This is a genomic window from Variovorax sp. P1_G12 (assembly GCF_056405555.1).
Map to the genome: position 1 here is coordinate 97,266 of NZ_JBFUBW010000002.1, position 17,520 is coordinate 114,785.

Genomic DNA, 17,520 nt, shown 5'->3' on the forward strand with positions numbered 1-17,520 from the left:
GAGGCACGCGCCCCCTCGGGGGGCAGCGAACTACACGAAGTGAGGAGCGTGGGGGTCATTCAATGGGCTCCCTGCAGTGCGCCGTCGGTGGTGCCCATGTAGGCCTCCATCACCTGCGGATTGCGCGAGACCTCGGTGTACGGCCCCTCGGCCAGCACCGCGCCGCGCTGCAGCACCGTGATCGTGTCGGCGATGGTCGAGACCACGCTCATGTTGTGTTCCACCATCAGGATCGTGCGGCCGGCCGACACCCGCTTGATCAGTTCGGCCACCCGGTGCACGTCCTCGTGCCCCATGCCCTGGGTCGGCTCGTCGAGCAGCATCAGTTCGGGCTCCATCGCGAGCGTGGTCGCGATCTCGAGCGCGCGCTTGCGGCCGTAGGGCAGGTTCACAGTGAGCTCGTCGGCCAGGTCCTCGAGACCGACTTCGGCCAGCAGCACGCGGGCGCGGGCATCGAGCGGCTTCAGCGACTTCTCGCTCTTCCAGAAATGGTAGGAGGTGCCCAGCGCCCGCTGCAGGCCCAGGCGCACATTCTCGAGCAGGGTCAGGTGCGGGAACACCGCCGAGATCTGGAACGAGCGGATGATGCCGCGCCGCGCGATCTGCGCCGGGCGCTCACTCGTGATGTCCATTCCGTTGAAGAGAATCGTGCCCGAGGTCGGCTCGAGAAACTTGGTCAGCAGATTGAAGCAGGTCGTCTTGCCCGCACCGTTGGGGCCGATCAGCGCGTGGATCGAGCCGCGCACGACCGAGAGATCGACCTTGCTGACCGCGGTGAAGCCCTTGAATTCCTTGGTGAGCTGGCGTGTTTCGAGAATGATGTCGCTCATCTCGCGCGGTCGCCCATCGGCTGGCAGAAAAATTCGGTCATGCGGTCCATCTCAGCGCACCACCATGGTTGCGCGGACCGCATTGTTTGCGGCGGCGGCAAGACTTGCCTACTGGGGCAAATGCCTAGCCGCGGCTCGGCCCCGGTTCCGACCCAAGCTGTTGCGCCGTTGCACGGTAGAGCTCGGACGCCGCCGCATCCAGCTGCCGGGCAGCGACCTGGATCGGCATCGACAGCAGGATCTGCGCCATGCTCTTTCCAAGCGGGTCCACCCGCAGCGACGCCATGCCGCCGCCGCCCAGCGCTTCTTCGCAGACGAAATTCATCGCGTCGATGCCGGGCAACTCATAGCGGGTCACCTTTCCCCGGACCAGATGCGCCAGGTAGGAAGCCACCGCCTCCGGCGTCAGCTGGGCGCGCAGCGTCGGCAGGAAGGCCGGATGCCGCGCCATGACGCCGATGTTCGAGGTGTCGCCCTTGTCGCCGCTGCGGGCGTAGGCCAGCCGGATCAGCGGAACTTCGACCCGGTCGTCATCGATCGCGGTGGTGTCATCCTTGGCCAGGTCGGCCAAGGCGCCACCCTGCGCGGCGGGAGCTTCGGGCGTCTGCCCCCCCGCGACCGGCAAACTCGCCGGCACGGCCCACCGCTCGCCACCGAGTTCGACGAAGGGCGTGAACAGCGCCTTGTCGACGAGCAACGGGAACTGGCGGATCGACAGCGCCGCCGAAGGCCGGCCGCCGCCCATGCCGGTGGTGCCCGGCGCCCAGGAGGTTCCGGCCGCGGAGATTTCCTTCGCGAACACCTCGAGCGCGGCCTTCTCGGCATGCGTCACGGCGACGCGCAGCACGGCCTGCCTCGGCGGATGCCGGGTCGCATGCGGCCCATAGCTGGACTCGGCGCCCAGCACATCGATGTGCGTCGCGCTGAAGTCGCTCCAGCCACGCGCTTCGAAGAGATCGCGCGTGCGACGGATCATGGCCTCGCCGGTGCGCCGGGCTTTTGCCGCGGCGTCGAAGCCGACGATCAGCAGCTCGGCGTTGCAGCGGTACCCCGCGGCGTAGGTCGCGGTGACCTTGAACTTGTCGGAGGGCGGACGGCCCTTGGCACCGGCCACGCGGACTTCGCCTGACCCGGTCTCGGTGATGCCGACGTTGCGGAAGTCGCACACCACGTCCGGAAGCAAATAGGCCGACGGGTCGCCGATCTCGTAGAGCAGTTGCTCGCCGACCGTGGCGCGGGAGACCAGTCCGCCGGTGCCCGGCGGCTTGCTGACCGTGAAGGAGCCGTCGGACGCGCATTCGACGATGGGGTAGCCGATGTGCGCCCAGTCGGGCACCCGATCCCAATCGGTGTGAAGCCCGCCCGTGGCCTGGCATCCGCATTCGATGATGTGGCCCGCGAGGCTGCCGCCCGCCAGGCGGTCCCAGTCGTCGGCGCCCCATCCGAACTCGTGCATGAGCGCGCCCAGCGTCACCGCGCTGTCGACGCAGCGCCCCGTGATGACGATCTGGGCGCCGGCGGCCAAGGCGCTCGCGATCGGCGCCGCCCCCAGGTAGGCATTGGCGCTGACCAGCCGCTCGGGCAAGGGCTCGCCCGTCGTCATGTGGCCGATGCCCTGCGCGCGCAGCGCGTCGATCAGAGGCAGGGCGTCATCGCCCGTGACGACCGCGACCTTGACCTCGAGGCCGAGGCCGGCGGCCAGCTTCTCGACGGCCGCAGCGCAGGCCTTCGGATTGACGCCGCCTGCGTTCGCGATCACCCGGATGTTCTTGGCGACCACCATCGGCAGGACCGTCGCCATGGCCGAGGTCACGAAATCGGTCGCATAGCCCATGTCGGGGTTCTTCAGCCTGGCGCCGGCCAGCAGCGACATCGTGAGCTCCGCCAGGTAGTCGAACACCAGGTAGTCGATCCCGCCCTGCTCCACCAGCTGCGGCGCTCCCACCGAGCTGTCGCCCCAGAAGCCCGAGGCGCCACCGATCCTCACGGTCCGTTTGTTCATCATCGTTCCTTTGGAAATTCAGCGAATCACTCGGCCTCGATGCCGGCGGCCCGGATCACGCGGCCCCACTTCTGGGATTCGGCGGTCTGGAACGCCGCCAGGCCTTCCGGCGTGCTCGTCGCCGCCTCGCCGCTCGAAGTCGCCTGATAGGCCACGATGGCGGGCGATGCGGAGACCTTGATCAGCATTTCGTTGAGCTTGGCCGTGACCGCGGCCGGCGCCTTCGGCGGCAGGTAGACCGCGGTCCAGTACGACATGTCGTACCCCTTGACGCCGGCCTCGTCCACCGTCGGCACCGTGGGGGCCGCGGCGAGCCGCCGGGTGCCGCTCACCGCGAGGGCGCGCAGCTTTCCGCTCTTGACCTGGGGCAACGCGGTCGGCGCGTCGGCGAACATGAAGTCGACCTGGCCACCCAGCAGGTCCGTGATCGCCATCGGGTTGCTCTTGTAGGGGACGTTGACCATGTCGACGCCCGCCATCTGCTTGAGCAGCTCGCTGGCCACCCGGCTGGAGGAACTGCCGCTGCCGAAGTTGAGCTTGCCGGGCGACTTTTTCGCCGCGGCGATCAGGTCGGCCACCGACTTGATCGGGGACGACTCGTTCACGAGCAGCAGCATGTGGCCCTTGGAGAGCAGCGCCACGGGCGTGAAGTCCTTGACCGGGTCATAGGGCAGCTTCTTGTAGAGGTGTTCGTTGGCCGCGTGCGTGGTGTTGGTGGTCATCAGCATCGTGTAGCCGTCCGGCGCGGCCTTCGCGACGTACTGCGCGGCGATGAAGCCGCTCGCGCCCGCCTTGTTGTCGACAACGACGGGCACCTTGTATTCGGTGCTCAGGGCCTGCGCCATGCTGCGCGCCTGCTGATCGGTACCGCTGCCCGCGGCGAAAGGCACCACGATCGTGATCGGCTTGTCTGGGTAGGACTGCGCGTGCGCGAGTCCGCCGCACAACATCAGGGCGGCAACGGCCACCGAAGTGCCCAGGGCGCGATGGAAGAAACGAGGCATGTGGTCTCCTGTTTGAAAATTGGCTGGATGCGGTCAACGACGCCGGCCGCGCCTCGGCAGGTCAGGCATCGCTGCCGCTCTCTCTTGAAGGGATGCCGTAGTCGGCGTTGTGCTGACCCAGCCGCGGCGCCACGGCGCGGTGCGCGGGGCGCACGCCGTCGATCGACAACGGCAGCGCCGTCAAGCGGAAGTCTTCGCCGGGCACCGCCTGCAACATGCCCAGGGCTTCGACCTGGGGATGGGCGATGGCCTCGGGCACGGTGTGCACGGGGGCGCAGGGGACGCCGGAGGCCTTGAAGCGCGAGAGCCACTGAGAGCGCGTTTGCGCCTTCAGCAACGGGGCCAGCTCTGCCAGCAGTGCCGCCTTGTGGCCGAGGCGCGCACGGTTGGTGGCGTAGCGCTCATCCTCGATCCAGTCGGCGCGGCCGAGCTCGAGCGCGAGCTTGGCGAACAGCCGGTCGTTGCCGCAACAGATCAGCACCGGTGCATCGGCGGTCTCGAACGCCTCGTACGGCACGAAGCCCGGATGGCCGGAGCGGTGCCGGTCCGGCAGCCGGCCTTCGTTCACGTAGGCGTCGGCCTTCTGGCCGGTCCACACCAGTGCCGTCTCCAGCAACGAGGTGCTGACGACACCGCCCTTGCCCGTCGAATGCCTGCGCTGAAGAAGCGCCAGCGCGCCGATGACCGTCCACATGCCGCTGCCCTGGTCGCAGACCGACGCGCCGGTGCGCATCGGTGGATCCTCGGGGCCGCCGTTGATGCTGGAGAGCCCGCTGAAGGCCTGGATCAACGGCTCGTAGCCCGGCAGCATGCGCATGGGCCCGGTGTGGCCGAACGCGGAGATCTCGCAATAGATCAGGCGCGGGTGCCTCTCGCACAGCGCGGGGCCGTCGATGCCCAGCGTCTTCGTGACACCGGGGCGCAGGTTGTGGATCAGGATGTCGGTGTCCGCGACCAGGCGCTCGAACGCCGCCAGGCCCTCGTCGCTCTTGAGGTCGATCGCGACCGACTTCTTGCCGCGATTGAAGATGTGGAAGTTGTGGGCATCGCCATGGCGGAACGCCGGGCCCATGTGGCGGGCGTCGTCCCCGCCTTCGGTACGTTCGAGCTTGACCACCTCGGCGCCGAGATCGGCGAGGATCGCGCCGGCGAAAGGCCCCGCCAGGACCTGTCCCAGCTCGAGCACGCGAATGCCTTCAAGAATGTTGTTCATGCGTTTGCCGAGGTCTCTCGACCTCATGTCTCCGTACAGCAACAAATTCTGGCGGCATGCGCCTGATGTGGGAAGGACAATAATCCTATAACTCTGATAACCCTATCGGATCAATTCACCACGCACACGGCATGCGGATCGGCATCACCCTTCAGCAACTTGAGGCCTTCGTCGAAGTCGCCCGAACGGTCAACTTTCGATCGGCGGCCCAGGCGCTGCACGTATCGCAGCCGGCCTTGAGCCGGACGATCAAGGTGGTCGAGTCGGCGCTGGGCGCGCGCCTGTTCGACCGCGACACGCGGCATGTGGAAATCACGCCGGCCGGCAAGGAGCTCCTCCCGATTGCCTTGCGGATCCTGGAGAACTTCAACAGTTCGTTCAGCGAGTTGTCGCAGTTCCTGGAGGGCCGCAGCGGCCACGTCACCGTCGCGTCGCTGCCCTCGGCCGGCGTGGCACTGCTGCCGCGAGCGATCGCCGCGTTCCGCCTGCTGCACCCGCAGGTCCAGTTCTCGCTGATCGAGGGGCCCGCGGACCTGCTGCGAACGGCCATCGACGAAGGCAAGGCCGACATGGCCATCAGCGTGCGGCCGGCGCCGCAGGAGCCCCTGCTCTACCGCCATCTGCTCGACGACCCCTTCGTGCTGCTGTGTCGTCGCGACGACCCCCTGAGCGCGAAGTCCTCGGTGCCTTGGTCCGCGTTCGCTGCCCGCCCGTTCATCGCGAGCAGCTTCAGGAGCAGCATCCGGCCGATCACCGATGCGGCCTTTCTTCAGAAGGGCCTGCCGATCCTGCCGGCCATCGAGTATCCGAGCATCGCCGTGGCGGGAGCCCTGGTGGCGGCGGGCCTCGGCCTCACGGCCTTGCCGCGGCTGGCCCTTCAACTCATCAAGAACGACGACCTGGTCGCGATACCGCTGCAGCGGCCCGTGATGTCCCGGCCGGTCGGCGTGGTCACGCGGGTCGGCCGGTCGCTCTCGCCCGTGAGCCGGGCGTTCATGGAGTCGCTCCAGCGGCTTGCGTAGGGCGCCCGCTCAGTGCGCGCCGGCCGCGGCGTCCGAGGTGCCTGCGCCCCTGGCCGGCCTGGCCAGCCAGACCAGCGGAATCAGCAGCAGGAACAGGATCGCGGAGCCGTAGAACACGTCGTTCGTGGCCAGCATGAAGGACTGCTGGTCGACGATGCGGTTGATCTGGCCCAGCACCTGCTCGGGGCTGAAGCCGCCGGCGCCCAGGTTGGCGATCGTGCTGTTCGCGGCCGCGCTGCCCTGGTTCACGGATTCGACCAGCTGCGCGTGGTGCAAGGCCGCCCTGTTCTCCCACAAGGTGGTCGCGCTCGAGGTGCCGATCGCGCCCGCGGTGATGCGCAGGAAGTTCGACAGGCCCGAGGCCGCCGGGATCCGATCGGGCGAGAGGCCCGACAAGGTGATGGTCACCAGCGGAATGAAGAAGAAGGCCATCGCCACGCCCTGGATGATGGTCGGGATCATGATGGTCCAGAAGTCGGCCTGGGTGTTGAAGTTCGAGCGCATCCACAGCACCAGCGCGAACACCAGGAACGAGAAGGTCGCGTAGCGGCGCGGGTCGACCCTGCCCACCGTGAGGCCGACGATCGGCGAGAAGATGATCGCCAGCATTCCGACCGGCGCCATGATCATGCCGGCCTGGGTCGCCGTGTAGCCCATGAACTGCTGCAGCCACAACGGCAGGATCACCACGTTGCCGAAGAAGAGGCCATAGGCCACCGCCGTCGCCAGCGCGCCCGACCAGAAGTTGCGCCGCTTGAAGAGCGACAGGTCGACCACCGGATGCTTGTCGGTCAGCTCCCAGATCAGGAAGAAGGCGAAGCCGACCACCGCCACCACCGCCAGCGTCATGATCAAGGCCGAATGGAACCAGTCGAGCTCCTTGCCCTTGTCGAGCATCAGCTGCATCGCACCGACCCAGAGCACCAGCAGCGCCAGCCCGATGCCGTCGATCGGCACCTTGCGGGTCACGCTCTCGCGCTTGCGGTAGATGCCCCAGGTGATGCCCGCGGCCAGCAGGCCGACCGGGATGTTGATGTAGAAGATCCAGGGCCAGGAGATGTTGTCGGTGATCCAGCCGCCGAGCATCGGCCCCATCACCGGAGCGACCAGCGTGGTCATCGACCACATCGCCATCGCCAGGCCCGCCTTAGCGCGCGGATAGCTCGACAGCAGCAGCGTCTGCGACAACGGGATCATCGGCCCGGCCACGAAGCCCTGCAGCGCGCGGAAGGCGATCAGCGTCGTCATGTTCGGCGCCAGGCCGCAGAGCCACGAGCTGATGATGAACAGCAGCACGCTCGTCATGAACAGCCGCACCTGTCCGAAGCGCTGCGTGAGCCAGCCCGTGAGCGGCACCGCGATGGCGTTGGCCACCGCGAAGCTGGTGATGACCCAGGTGCCCTGCGTCGAGCTGACGCCGAGGTCGCCGGCGATCGCCGGCAGCGACACGTTCGCGATCGAGGTGTCGAGCACGTTCATGAAGGTCGCGGCCGAGAGCGCGATCGTGCCCCACACGCGGGCGGAGCCCTCGAGCGGCGGCAGCGGCTGGGAAGCGGTGGCGTTCGACATCGCGCGCGCTCGCCCGATCAGCCGGGATGCGCTGGCGAAGGCGTCGGCGTCGCGGACGGCGCGGGGCGGGCCGCCGGCGCCTGGCGCGGCGCATCGCGGCCGAGGTTGGCGGCGATGATGCGTTCGACCTCTGCATCGGCGCCGCCGTCGAGCTTGCTGTAGACCTGCGTCTGGATCAGCGCACTGCCGCGTGGCGCGTCGGCCAGCGCCTTGCCGTCCTTCTTCGAGATGTCGATCTCTGCGTCCATCGACAGGCCTACGCGCAGCGGGTTGGCCTTGAGCTGCTCGGGGTCGAGCGCGATGCGCACCGGCACCCGCTGCACCACCTTGATCCAGTTGCCGGTGGCGTTCTGCGCCGGCAGCAGCGCGAAGGCCGAGCCGGTGCCGACGCCGAGGCCGGCGACCCGGCCGTCGTACGCGACCTTCTTGCCGTACAGGTCGGCCGTGAGTTTCACGGGCTGGTCGATACGGATATTGCGCAACTGCACTTCCTTGAAATTGGCATCGACCCACAGCTGGTTCAGCGGCACGATCGACATCATCGGCGTGCCGGCGGCCACGCGTTGGCCGAGTTGCACCGTGCGCTTGGCCACGTAGCCCTCGACCGGTGCCGGCATCGCGACGCGCTGGGTGGCGAGATAGGCCTCGCGCACCTTGGCCGCAGCCGCGAGCACGCTCGGATGCCGCTCGACGGAGGTGCCCTCGGTCAGCGACTGGTTGCTGGTCAGCTGTTCGCGCGCGGAGAGCACGCCGGCCTGCGCCGCCGCCAGCTGGCTCTTGGCATTGGCCAGTGCGGTCTCGGAATGGTTCAGCTCTTCCTTCGACACCGCGCCGTTGCCCGACAGGGCCTGGCGGCGCTTGAGGTCGTCCTGCGCCCGCGCGATGTCGCTCTGCGCGCGCACGATGTCGGCCTGCCGCAGCGTCACTTGCGCCGCCAGCGAGCCGTTGTTGGCATACAGGGTGCGTGCCAGGCGCACCGCCTGCGCCAGCGCGGCCTCGGCCTGCTCGAGCGCCACCCGGGCATCGGAGGGATCGAGCTGGACCAGCGGCTGGCCGGCTTTCACCAGATCGGTGTCGTCGGCCATGATCGCCATCACGGTGCCGCCGATCTGCGGCGTGATCTGGATGACGTTGCCCTGCACGTAGGCGTTGTCCGTCGTTTCATAGTGGCTCGCGACCAGCCATTCGTAGACCCCCCAGCCGGCGCCGGCCAGCACCACCACCGAGGCGAGCGCGGTCAACGCACGGCGGCGCTTGTTGTTGGCGGCGGGCGCCTGGGCGATGGGCTCGATCGGCGCAGCGGATGGGGCGTTGTTGCTGTTGTCCATGACGGTGTCTTTCGGATTCGAAGCAGTGTTCGGGAGTGTTCAGGGATGCGCGGCCGCAGGCGCGGCGGCGGTCCGGGTGGCGTCCGAGGGCTGCCAGCCGCCACCCAGCGCGCGCGCCAGGCCGACCTGGCTTTCAAGTGCCCGCGCCGCGAGGTCGACACCGTCGCGGCGCTGCGCCAGCACGGTGATCTCGGCCGTCAGGACGTCCAGGTAGTTGCCGAGCCCCGCGCTGTAGCGCTGCAGGCCGATGTCGTAGGCGGCCTCGGCGGCGTCCTGCGCCTCGCGCTGCTGGATCTGCTGGCGCGCCACCGACTGCACGCTCGTGACCTGGTCGGCGACGTCGCGCACCGCGTCGAAGACGGTGGCGTTGTAGCTGTCGATCGCGGCGTCCAGATCGGCCGACCTGCCGCGCAGGTTGGCGCGCAGGCGGCCGCCCTCGAAGATCGGCAGGCGGATCGCGGGGCCGACGCCCCACTGCTGGCTGTCCGACTTCAGCAGGTTGCCGAAGCCGATGCTCGAGAAGCCGGCGAAGGCCACCAGGTTGACGTTGGGATAGAACTGCGTCTTCGCATTCGCGACGTCGCTGCTCGCGGCCTCGACGCGCCAGCGCGCGGCGGCGATGTCGGCGCGCCGGCCCAGCAGATCGGCCGGAATGGTCTGCTGCAGGGCCATGCCCTTGAAGTTGCCCAGCCTCGGCGGCGCCAGCGCCTGGGTCGCGCCGGGCCTCGCCACCAGGGCGTCGAGCGCGTGACGCGAGATCGCGATCTGCTCGTCCAGCGCCTCGATCTGCTGGCGGGCCTCGGGCACGCTGCTTTCGCTCTGCTTCAGCTGCAGGCGCGTGTCCAGGCCGGCGGACACGCGGTCGCGCACCAGCTTGAGCAGTTCTTCGCGCTGTGCCAGCGCGCGCTGGGCCACCACCAGCCGGTCGTTCAGCCGTGCCCACTGGACGTAGCCGCGCGCCACGTTGCTCGCCAGCAGGATGCGCGCGGCATCGGCCTCGGCCGCGGCCGCATTGGCCGTGCCCAGCGCGGCGTCGAGCGCCGTGCGGTTCTTGCCGAAGAAGTCGAGTTCCCAGCTGGCGCCGATCTGCAGCGTGCCGGTTTCCTGGACGGAGCCGCCGAGCGGCCGCGGATAGATGGAGTTGGCGCTGAACTTCTGCCGCGTCAGGTCGAGGGCGCCGTGGATCTGGGGCATGTCGGCCGCTTCGGCCGTCATCACGGACGCCTGGGCGCGCGCGAGCCGGGCAAGGGCGATCTGCAGATTGGGGTTGCCTTCGGTGGCCTGGTCGACCAGCGCGTTGAGCTGCGGATCGCCGAAGGCCAGCCACCATTGGCTGTCGAGCGTCGGTGCGGCCGGGGCGGCGGGTGCGGCGGCCAGGCCAAGGCTCTCCGCGGTCTGCAGCTTCGGGTTCGAGGCGATCGCGCCCATGTCGGCGCAACCCGCGATGGCCAGCGCCAGCACGGCCGCGGCGACCGCACTCGCACGCCGCAAGGTCGGCTCAGGAAGAGGTCGAGTCATCATTTTCTCCACGGGCCGACAAGGCCTGTGCGTTGTCCAGGATGCGGCGCAGGTAGCTCTTGAGCTGCTCCCACTCCTCGTTGGTGAATCCGGCCAGGTGTTCGTTCTGCACCCGGCTGAGAATTTGCGGCACCTCGCGGGCCGCCGCGCGGCCCTCGTCGGTCAACTCGATGTGCACCACGCGCCGGTCGGCCACCGAGCGAACGCGCCGGCAGAGGCCCTTGGCCTCGAGGCGATCGAGCAGGCGCGTCATGGCGCCGGTATCGAGCAGGCACTCGCGCGCCAGCTCGGCCACCGTGGTGACCTTGCCCGTGTGCAGCTTGTGCAACGGCACCCACTGCGGATAGGTCGGGCTGCCGGGCTCGCACATGTGCGATTCGACCGATTGGGAGACCGCACTCAGGATGCGACGCATCATGTAGCCGATGCTCTCCTCCGCACGGTAGTTCTCGGGCTTGTAGAAAGCCTCGACCGCCGGCGGTTTGCCGGGCGAAGGTGCCGCGGAGCGGTCCTCAGGGGTCTTGGATTCGGACATACCCGCATATTATTTGCCTCGGCAATTACTGTCAAGGCGACCTTTGGTGAGGCAAGCGTTTCGCTAGAATCGCTCGGATATGGCTTCCCCCTCTCCCTCACTCGCCAAAGGCTCGCCGAAGTCCCTGTCGGGCCTGGCGCCCTTTCTGCGCCCCTACCGCACGCAAATCGTCCTCGCGGGTGTGTTCCTGGTGCTGGCGGCGGCGACCACCCTGGTATTCCCGATCGCCCTGCGCAGCCTCATCGATGGCGGCCTGGTCTCGACCGACAAGGGGGCGCAGACGATGGCGCTGCGCGAGCATTTCGTCGCCCTGTTCGCCGTCGCCGTGGCGCTCGGGCTGTTCTCGGCAGCGCGCTTCTACACGGTGAGCTGGCTGGGCGAGCGCGTGACGGCGGATCTGCGCAATGCCGTCTACGCCCATGTGCTGCGGCAAAGCCCGGTGTTCTTCGAGACCACCCAGACCGGCGAGGTGCTGTCGCGCCTGACCGCCGACACCACGCTGGTGCAGACCGTGGTCGGCTCCTCGCTCAGCATGGGGCTTCGCAATGCGGTGATGGGCGTCGGCGCCCTGGCCATCCTGGTCTGGACCAATCCCTACGTGATGGTGCAGGTATTCGGCATCCTGGTGCTGGTCGTGCTGCCCAGCATGTGGTTCGGCCGCCGCGTGCGCAAGCTGTCGCGCGCCAGCCAGGACCGGGTGGCCGACTCCAGCGCGATCGCGGCCGAGGTGCTCAACGCGATTCCCGTGGTCCAGAGCTACACCGCCGAAGCGCGCGAGGCGGCGCGCTTCGATGCCTCGACCGACAGCGCCTTCCGCACGGCGGTGCGCCGCACGCGTGCGCGCTCGGTGCTGGTGGCATTCATCATCATCGCCACCTCGGCGGCGCTGCTCTGGGGCCTGTACCAGGGCACGCAAGCGGTGCTGCGCGGCGACATCACGGCCGGCCATCTCGGGCAGACCGTGGTCTACGTGATCATCCTCGCGAGCGCCGCGGCCGTGCTCGGCGAGGTCTACGGCGACCTGTTGCGCGCCGCCGGCGCCACCGAGCGCCTGATGGAACTGCTTCATGCCAGGCCAGTGATCCTGTCGCCGGAGCAGCCGACCCAGGCACCGGTGCCCGAGGCCGGCAGCGCCCTGAGCCTGGAGGGCGTGGGCTTCCACTATCCCTCGCGGCCCGGCACCCCTGCCCTGCGCGATTTCACGCTCCAGGTGGCGCCCGGCGAGACCGTGGCGCTGGTGGGATCGAGCGGGGCCGGCAAGAGCACCGTGTTCCAGTTGCTGCTGCGCTACTACGACCCGCAGTCCGGCCGCATCACGCTCGACGGCACGCCGCTGGCGGCGCTGTCGCTCGATCAATTGCGCAAGCGCATCGGCCTGGTGCCGCAGGATGCGGTGATCTTCTCGGCCAGCGCGCTCGAGAACATCCGCTACGGCCGGCCCGACGCCAGCGTCGAGGAAGTCCACGCGGCCGCCCGCGCCGCCTTCGCGGACGGCTTCCTGCGGGCCCTGCCCGAGGGCTACGACACCTTCCTGGGCGAGCGCGGCGTACGCCTGTCGGGCGGCCAGCGCCAGCGCATCGCGATCGCCCGCGCGATGCTCAAGAACCCGCCGCTGCTGCTGCTCGACGAAGCCACCAGCGCGCTGGACGCCGAGAGCGAGCGCATGGTGCAGGCGGCCCTCGAATCCGCCATGTCGGGCCGCACCACGCTGGTCATCGCCCACCGGCTCGCCACGGTGCAGAAGGCCGACCGCATCGTGGTGCTGGACCACGGCGGCATCGTCGAACAGGGGACGCATGCGGCGCTGGTGGCGCAGAACGGCGTCTACGCCCGGCTGGCCGCCCTCCAATTCAATACTTGACGCTCGCCCCCAGGTTGCCCGCACTTCGTGTCGGGCGCCCACCCCCTACCGGGGGCGCAGTCAGCGGCCCGGCGAAGCCGGTTCCGCGACTGCCCACGAACCGGCGCGCTGCGCGCAGCCGAAAACAAGAACAGCACCAGTATTCACCGGCCGGCGCAGCCAGGCCCGTTGGTGAAACACCGCGGAACCGGCTTCGCCGGGCCGCTGGTGTTGCCCCCGGCAGGGGGTGGGGGCCCGGACACGAAGTGCCGGGCAACCTGGGGGCGAGCGCTACTGCAACGTTTCTTTGAGGGCTGCCGGGAGGGGCAGCGTGAAGACGGGGATGCCTTCTTCGGCCAGCGAGCGGGCCTGTTCGGGCGTCGCCTGGCCGCGGATGCCGCGCTCCTCGGCTTCGCCGTAGTGCATCTTTCGGGCTTCGTCGACGAAGCGCTCACCGACGTCCTCGGTCTGGGCGATCACCTCGCGCACCGCGCGCAACCAGCGCGCCTCGGGTGAATCGACGGCCGGCGCCCTGGCCGGCGGCGCTTCGACCGGCGGCTTGGCATTGCCGAGGTTCAGCCGCGGCGCGGCCAGCAGCTTGGTGATGGCCGTGTCGCCGCACATCGGGCACTCCACCAGGCCACCGGCGAGTTGGGTGTCGAATGCATCCTGCGATGCAAACCACCCCTCGAAGCCGTGGCCGTGGGCGCACTGGAGGTTGAGGACCTTCATGGGCCGATTATCGGCCGGCGGGCAAAGATGTGTCGTGCCAGTCGAGCACCCATTCGCCCGACAGGACGTTCTGGAGCCAGAGCGTGCAGGTCAGCGTCTTGGCGTCCGACACCGTGCCGTCGCGGCACCAGCCCATCAGCTCCTCGGGCGTGGCACTGATCACGTCGAGGAACTCGCCGTGGTCGAGCTGACGGTCCCCCAGCGTCAGGCCACGCGCAAAGTAGATGTGGATGATCTCGGTCGAGTACGCCACGGCGAGATGCATGGCACCGGCGCGGGCCCACTCGCGCGCGGTGTAGCCGGTTTCCTCGAGCAGCTCGCGCTGGCCGCAGACCAGCGGTTCTTCGCCCGCATCGAGCTTTCCGGCTGGGAATTCGGTCATCACGTGGGCGACCGGATAGCGGTACTGGCGCTCGAGCACGACGCGGCCGTCGTCGAGCAGCGGCACCACCACCACCGCGCCCGGATGCACCACGTACTCGCGCGTCGCGGAGTGGCCGTCGGGCAGGCGCACCGTATCGCGCTTGGCGTGCAGGAAGTTGCCCTTGAACAGCAGTTCGCTCGCGGTGAGCTCTTCCCTCAGGTGCTTGTCGGTCATGTCAGTGTGCGTGGGGACGATGCATCCCGCCGTGTCGGTGCTTCAGGAGATAGCGCCAGGTGAACCCGGGAAAGGCCAGCACGATGAACAGCGCCCCCGTGACGGCATAGAACTCCCAGCCCTGCGACGCTATCTGGCCGACCCGGCGCTCGAACAGCAGGCCGATGCCGCCGGCCGCGACATAGAGCAGCACCAATTCGGCCAGCCGGACGGCGAGCGACTTGGCACGGGCCGGGAGCGGCACCAGCCCGAACAGGCGCTCGTTGAGGAAGGGCAAGTTGGCCGCCAGCAGCGCCACCCCCAGCACCATCCAGACCGACGCGCTTTGTGACACCGTCGCGCTCAGGTGGCCAAGGTGGCCACGATCGCTTTCGCACACAGCGTCATGAGACCACCGGGCAGGATGCCGAGCACCAGGATCAGGGCGCCGTTGAGCGTCAGCACGGTGCGCACGTCGGCCGGCGCCGAGACCGTGCTGGCCGTGACCGGCGCATCGAAGTACATCACCTTGACCACGCGCAGGTAGTAGAAGGCGCCGATCAGCGACATCATGACCGCGAACACGGCCAGACCGATATACAGGGCCTGACCCGAGGCGATCAACGCCTGCAGCACGGCCAGCTTGGCGTAGAAGCCGACCAGCGGAGGAATGCCGGCCAGCGAGAACATCGCGATCGCCATCACGCCGGCATAGAGCGGGCTGCGCTGGTTGAGACCGGCGAGATCGGTGATTTCCTCGCTCTCGAAACCCTCGCGCGCCAGCAGCAGGATGATGCCGAAAGCCGCCAGCGTGGTCAGCACGTAGGTCACGATGTAGAACATCGAGGCGCTGTAGGCGAACTGGGCGTTGTAGGTGTTCCCGTTGACCACGCCCGCCACCAGGCCCAGCAGCATGAAGCCCATCTGCGCGATGGTCGAGTAGGCCAGCATGCGCTTGAGGTTGGTCTGCGCGATGGCGGCCAGGTTGCCGACCAGCAGCGAGGCGATGGCCAGCAGTGCGAGCATCTGCTGCCAGTCGATCGCCAGCGGCAGCAGCCCCTCCACCAGCAGGCGGATGATGATCGCGAAGGCCGCCAGCTCCGGCGCCGCGCCGATCATCAGCGTGACCGCGGTCGGCGCACCCTGGTAGACGTCGGGCACCCACATGTGGAACGGCGCGGCACCGACCTTGAACGCCAGGCCGGCGACGATGAAGACCAGACCGAACACCAGCACCTGGTGGTTCACGTTGCGGCTGGCGATGGCCTTGAACACCTCGTTGATGTCGAGCGAGCCGGTGGCGCCGTACATCATCGACAGGCCGTAGAGCAGGAAGCCGCTGGCCATGGCGCCGAGCACGAAGTACTTCATGGCCGCTTCGCTCGCCACCGCGTTGTCGCGGCGCAGGGCCACCAGCGCATAGCTCGAGAGCGTCAGCAGTTCGAGGCCCAGGTAGATCAGCAGGAAGTTGCTGCCCGACATCATCACGAACATGCCCAGCAGCGCGAACAGGCTGAGCGTGAACAGTTCGCCGCCGCGCAGCATGCCGCGGTCGGCGGCATAGGGCCGGCCGTAGACCAGCGTCACCATCAGGGCCAGGGTCGCGAAGCACTTGAGCCAGCTGCCCATCGGATCGCTGACGACCATGCCGCCGAAACCGTAGATCGTCTTGCCCTCGGCGGCGTTGAAGCCGGTCAGCACCGCGACGATCGCGAGCGTGAGCAGGGTCAGCACATAGGTGCCGGTACGGCGCGCGCTGGTCGCGGACAGATCGACCAGCGCGATGATGCAGGCCATGATCAGCAGCACCGCCTCGGGGTAGATCGTCATCCAGCTGAGTTTGTCAATCATCTTGTTCTCTTACGGCAGCTTGGAGACGGACACGTGCTGCAGCAGCCCATCCACGGAGGCATTCATCACATCGGTGAAAGGTTTGGGATAGAGGCCCATCCACAGCACCGCGATCGCGAGCAGCGACAGCATGAGGAATTCGCGCGCATTGATGTCGCCGAGTTCCTTCACGTGGTCGTTGCCGACCGGGCCCAGGTAGACCCGCTTGTACATCCACAGCGTGTAGGCGGCGCCGAAGATCAGCGCGGTGGCGGCCCCCAGGCCGAGCCAGAAGTTGGCCTTGACCGCGCCGAGGATCACCATCCACTCGCCGACGAAACCGGCGGTGGCCGGCAGGCCGCAGTTGGCCATCGCGAACAGCAGCGCGAAGGCGGCGAACTTGGGCATGGTGTTGACCACGCCGCCGTAGTCGGCGATCTGGCGCGAATGCACGCGGTCGTAGAGCACGCCGATGCACAGGAACATCGCGCCCGAGACGAAGCCGTGGGCGATCATCTGAACGATGCCGCCGGCGACGCCGAGTTCGTTGAAGATGAAGAAGCCGAGCGTCACGAAGCCCATGTGGGCCACCGACGAATAGGCCACCAGCTTCTTCATGTCCTGCTGCACCAGCGCGACCAGGCCGACGTAGATCACCGCGATCAGCGACAGCGCGATCATGAGCCAGGCCCATTCGTGCGAGGCATCGGGCGCGATCGGCATCGAGAACCGCAGGAAGCCGTAGGCGCCGAGCTTCAGCATGATCGCCGCCAGCACCGCGGAGCCGCCCGTGGGCGCCTCGACGTGCACGTCGGGCAGCCACGTGTGGACCGGCCACATCGGCACCTTGACCGCGAAGGACGCGAAGAAGGCGAAGAACAGCAGGGTCTGCGCGGTGCCCGACAGCGGCAGCTTGTGCCAGCTCAGGATGTCGAAGCTGCCGCCCGACTGGTTGTACAGGTAGATCAGCGCGACCAGCATCAACAGCGAGCCGAGCAGCGTGTAGATGAAGAACTTGAAGGCCGCGTAGATCTTGTTCGGACCGCCCCAGATCCCGATGATCAGGTACATCGGGATCAGCGTGGCTTCGAAGAAGACGTAGAACAGCAGGCCGTCAAGCGCCGAGAAGCTGCCGATCATGAGCCCCGAGAGGATCAGGAAGGCGCCCATGTACTGGTTCACGCGCTCGGTGATGACTTCCCAGGCCGAGATCACCACGATCACGGTGATGAAGGCGGTCAGCAGCACCAGCCAGAACGAGATGCCGTCCAGGCCGATGTGGTAGTTGATGTTGAAGCGATCGATCCAGCGCTCCTTCTCGACGAACTGCATCGCGGCAGTTCCGTTCTGGAAACGCGACCAGAGCGGCAAGGTGACCAGGAAGCTCGCGACCGAACCGACGAGCGCAACCCAGCGCACGCCCCTCGCGTGTTCGTCCCGACCGAAGGCCAACAGCACGACGCCGAAGGCGATCGGCATCCAGATGGCAAGGCTCAACAAACCCATTTTTGTTTTTCTCC

At 68.1% G+C, this 17,520-nt stretch carries 15 protein-coding genes; 2 read left to right on the forward strand and 13 right to left on the reverse strand.

Going from position 1 to position 17,520, the window contains the following annotated elements; all coding sequences use genetic code 11:
• Positions 1 to 59: 59 nt before the first annotated feature.
• The 4 genes from AC1D2O_RS02645 to AC1D2O_RS02660 form a co-directional block, all read right to left on the reverse strand.
• Positions 60 to 830 carry an ABC transporter ATP-binding protein gene (locus AC1D2O_RS02645; RefSeq protein ID WP_478156124.1) on the reverse strand — a complete coding sequence of 257 codons (771 nt, stop codon included), beginning with the start codon at positions 828 to 830 and terminating at the stop codon, positions 60 to 62.
• 124 nt (positions 831 to 954) lie between these two features.
• Positions 955 to 2,832 (reverse strand): acyclic terpene utilization AtuA family protein, encoded by a 1,878-nt coding sequence (locus AC1D2O_RS02650; RefSeq protein WP_478087699.1) that lies wholly within the window; start codon positions 2,830 to 2,832, stop codon positions 955 to 957.
• Positions 2,833 to 2,858: 26 nt separating this feature from the next.
• Positions 2,859 to 3,836: a Bug family tripartite tricarboxylate transporter substrate binding protein gene (locus AC1D2O_RS02655; RefSeq protein ID WP_478087701.1), complete on the reverse strand. Its 978-nt coding sequence runs from the start codon at positions 3,834 to 3,836 to the stop codon at positions 2,859 to 2,861.
• Positions 3,837 to 3,897: 61 nt separating this feature from the next.
• Positions 3,898 to 5,049: a CaiB/BaiF CoA transferase family protein gene (locus AC1D2O_RS02660; RefSeq protein WP_478087703.1), complete on the reverse strand. Its 1,152-nt coding sequence runs from the start codon at positions 5,047 to 5,049 to the stop codon at positions 3,898 to 3,900.
• A gap of 131 nt (positions 5,050 to 5,180) precedes the next feature.
• On the opposite strand from AC1D2O_RS02660, the gene AC1D2O_RS02665 reads away from it, so the two are divergent.
• Positions 5,181 to 6,071, forward strand: a complete 891-nt coding sequence (locus tag AC1D2O_RS02665; protein ID WP_478087705.1) for a LysR family transcriptional regulator — start codon at positions 5,181 to 5,183, stop codon at positions 6,069 to 6,071.
• A gap of 9 nt (positions 6,072 to 6,080) precedes the next feature.
• On the opposite strand, the gene AC1D2O_RS02670 is transcribed toward AC1D2O_RS02665, so the two are convergent.
• Genes AC1D2O_RS02670 through AC1D2O_RS02685 form a run of 4 tightly spaced genes read right to left on the reverse strand, consistent with a single transcriptional unit; the run spans position 6,081 to position 11,021 of the window.
• Positions 6,081 to 7,640: a DHA2 family efflux MFS transporter permease subunit gene (locus AC1D2O_RS02670; protein WP_478087707.1), complete on the reverse strand. Its 1,560-nt coding sequence runs from the start codon at positions 7,638 to 7,640 to the stop codon at positions 6,081 to 6,083.
• Positions 7,641 to 7,657: 17 nt separating this feature from the next.
• Positions 7,658 to 8,968, reverse strand: a complete 1,311-nt coding sequence (locus tag AC1D2O_RS02675) for an EmrA/EmrK family multidrug efflux transporter periplasmic adaptor subunit (RefSeq protein WP_478087709.1) — start codon at positions 8,966 to 8,968, stop codon at positions 7,658 to 7,660.
• A 39-nt stretch (positions 8,969 to 9,007) separates the two neighbouring features.
• Entirely contained in the window at positions 9,008 to 10,486 is a 1,479-nt protein-coding gene (locus AC1D2O_RS02680) for an efflux transporter outer membrane subunit (RefSeq protein ID WP_478087710.1), read from the reverse strand.
• A complete protein-coding gene (locus tag AC1D2O_RS02685; protein ID WP_478087712.1) occupies positions 10,467 to 11,021 on the reverse strand; it encodes a MarR family winged helix-turn-helix transcriptional regulator in 555 nt (184 codons plus the stop codon). Before AC1D2O_RS02685 ends, AC1D2O_RS02680 begins: the two co-directional genes overlap by 20 nt.
• Before the next feature lie 79 nt (positions 11,022 to 11,100).
• On the opposite strand from AC1D2O_RS02685, the gene AC1D2O_RS02690 reads away from it, so the two are divergent.
• Complete coding sequence (locus tag AC1D2O_RS02690; RefSeq protein ID WP_478156126.1) at positions 11,101 to 12,882, forward strand: ABC transporter transmembrane domain-containing protein; 1,782 nt, start codon at positions 11,101 to 11,103, stop codon at positions 12,880 to 12,882.
• 270 nt (positions 12,883 to 13,152) lie between these two features.
• Here AC1D2O_RS02690 and AC1D2O_RS02695 read toward each other — a convergent pair whose 3' ends face one another.
• Genes AC1D2O_RS02695 through AC1D2O_RS02715 form a run of 5 tightly spaced genes read right to left on the reverse strand, consistent with a single transcriptional unit; the run spans position 13,153 to position 17,506 of the window.
• Entirely contained in the window at positions 13,153 to 13,593 is a 441-nt protein-coding gene (locus AC1D2O_RS02695; protein ID WP_478087714.1) for a DUF1178 family protein, read from the reverse strand.
• Between the two features lie 7 nt (positions 13,594 to 13,600).
• Complete coding sequence (locus tag AC1D2O_RS02700; protein WP_478087716.1) at positions 13,601 to 14,191, reverse strand: NUDIX domain-containing protein; 591 nt, start codon at positions 14,189 to 14,191, stop codon at positions 13,601 to 13,603.
• Between the two features lies 1 nt (position 14,192).
• Complete coding sequence (locus tag AC1D2O_RS02705; protein WP_478087717.1) at positions 14,193 to 14,525, reverse strand: DUF2818 family protein; 333 nt, start codon at positions 14,523 to 14,525, stop codon at positions 14,193 to 14,195.
• A gap of 8 nt (positions 14,526 to 14,533) precedes the next feature.
• Entirely contained in the window at positions 14,534 to 16,021 is a 1,488-nt protein-coding gene (gene nuoN, locus AC1D2O_RS02710) for an NADH-quinone oxidoreductase subunit NuoN (protein ID WP_478156127.1), read from the reverse strand.
• 9 nt (positions 16,022 to 16,030) lie between these two features.
• On the reverse strand, positions 16,031 to 17,506 hold the full coding sequence (locus tag AC1D2O_RS02715; protein ID WP_478087719.1) for an NADH-quinone oxidoreductase subunit M: 1,476 nt from the start codon (positions 17,504 to 17,506) through the stop codon (positions 16,031 to 16,033).
• Between the last annotated feature and the right edge of the window lie 14 nt (positions 17,507 to 17,520).

Bases quoted from the DNA above. Each gene is read 5' to 3' on its own strand.
- AC1D2O_RS02645 (WP_478156124.1), bottom strand. From the start codon at position 830: ATGAGCGACATCATTCTCGAAACACGCCAGCTCACCAAGGAATTCAAG.
- AC1D2O_RS02650 (WP_478087699.1), bottom strand. From the start codon at position 2,832: ATGAACAAACGGACCGTGAGGATCGGTGGCGCCTCGGGCTTCTGGGGC.
- AC1D2O_RS02655 (WP_478087701.1), bottom strand. From the start codon at position 3,836: ATGCCTCGTTTCTTCCATCGCGCCCTGGGCACTTCGGTGGCCGTTGCC.
- AC1D2O_RS02660 (WP_478087703.1), bottom strand. From the start codon at position 5,049: ATGAACAACATTCTTGAAGGCATTCGCGTGCTCGAGCTGGGACAGGTC.
- AC1D2O_RS02665 (WP_478087705.1), top strand. From the start codon at position 5,181: ATGCGGATCGGCATCACCCTTCAGCAACTTGAGGCCTTCGTCGAAGTC.
- AC1D2O_RS02670 (WP_478087707.1), bottom strand. From the start codon at position 7,640: ATGTCGAACGCCACCGCTTCCCAGCCGCTGCCGCCGCTCGAGGGCTCC.
- AC1D2O_RS02675 (WP_478087709.1), bottom strand. From the start codon at position 8,968: ATGGACAACAGCAACAACGCCCCATCCGCTGCGCCGATCGAGCCCATC.
- AC1D2O_RS02680 (WP_478087710.1), bottom strand. From the start codon at position 10,486: ATGACTCGACCTCTTCCTGAGCCGACCTTGCGGCGTGCGAGTGCGGTC.
- AC1D2O_RS02685 (WP_478087712.1), bottom strand. From the start codon at position 11,021: ATGTCCGAATCCAAGACCCCTGAGGACCGCTCCGCGGCACCTTCGCCC.
- AC1D2O_RS02690 (WP_478156126.1), top strand. From the start codon at position 11,101: ATGGCTTCCCCCTCTCCCTCACTCGCCAAAGGCTCGCCGAAGTCCCTG.
- AC1D2O_RS02695 (WP_478087714.1), bottom strand. From the start codon at position 13,593: ATGAAGGTCCTCAACCTCCAGTGCGCCCACGGCCACGGCTTCGAGGGG.
- AC1D2O_RS02700 (WP_478087716.1), bottom strand. From the start codon at position 14,191: ATGACCGACAAGCACCTGAGGGAAGAGCTCACCGCGAGCGAACTGCTG.
- nuoN (WP_478156127.1), bottom strand. From the start codon at position 16,021: ATGATTGACAAACTCAGCTGGATGACGATCTACCCCGAGGCGGTGCTG.
- AC1D2O_RS02715 (WP_478087719.1), bottom strand. From the start codon at position 17,506: ATGGGTTTGTTGAGCCTTGCCATCTGGATGCCGATCGCCTTCGGCGTC.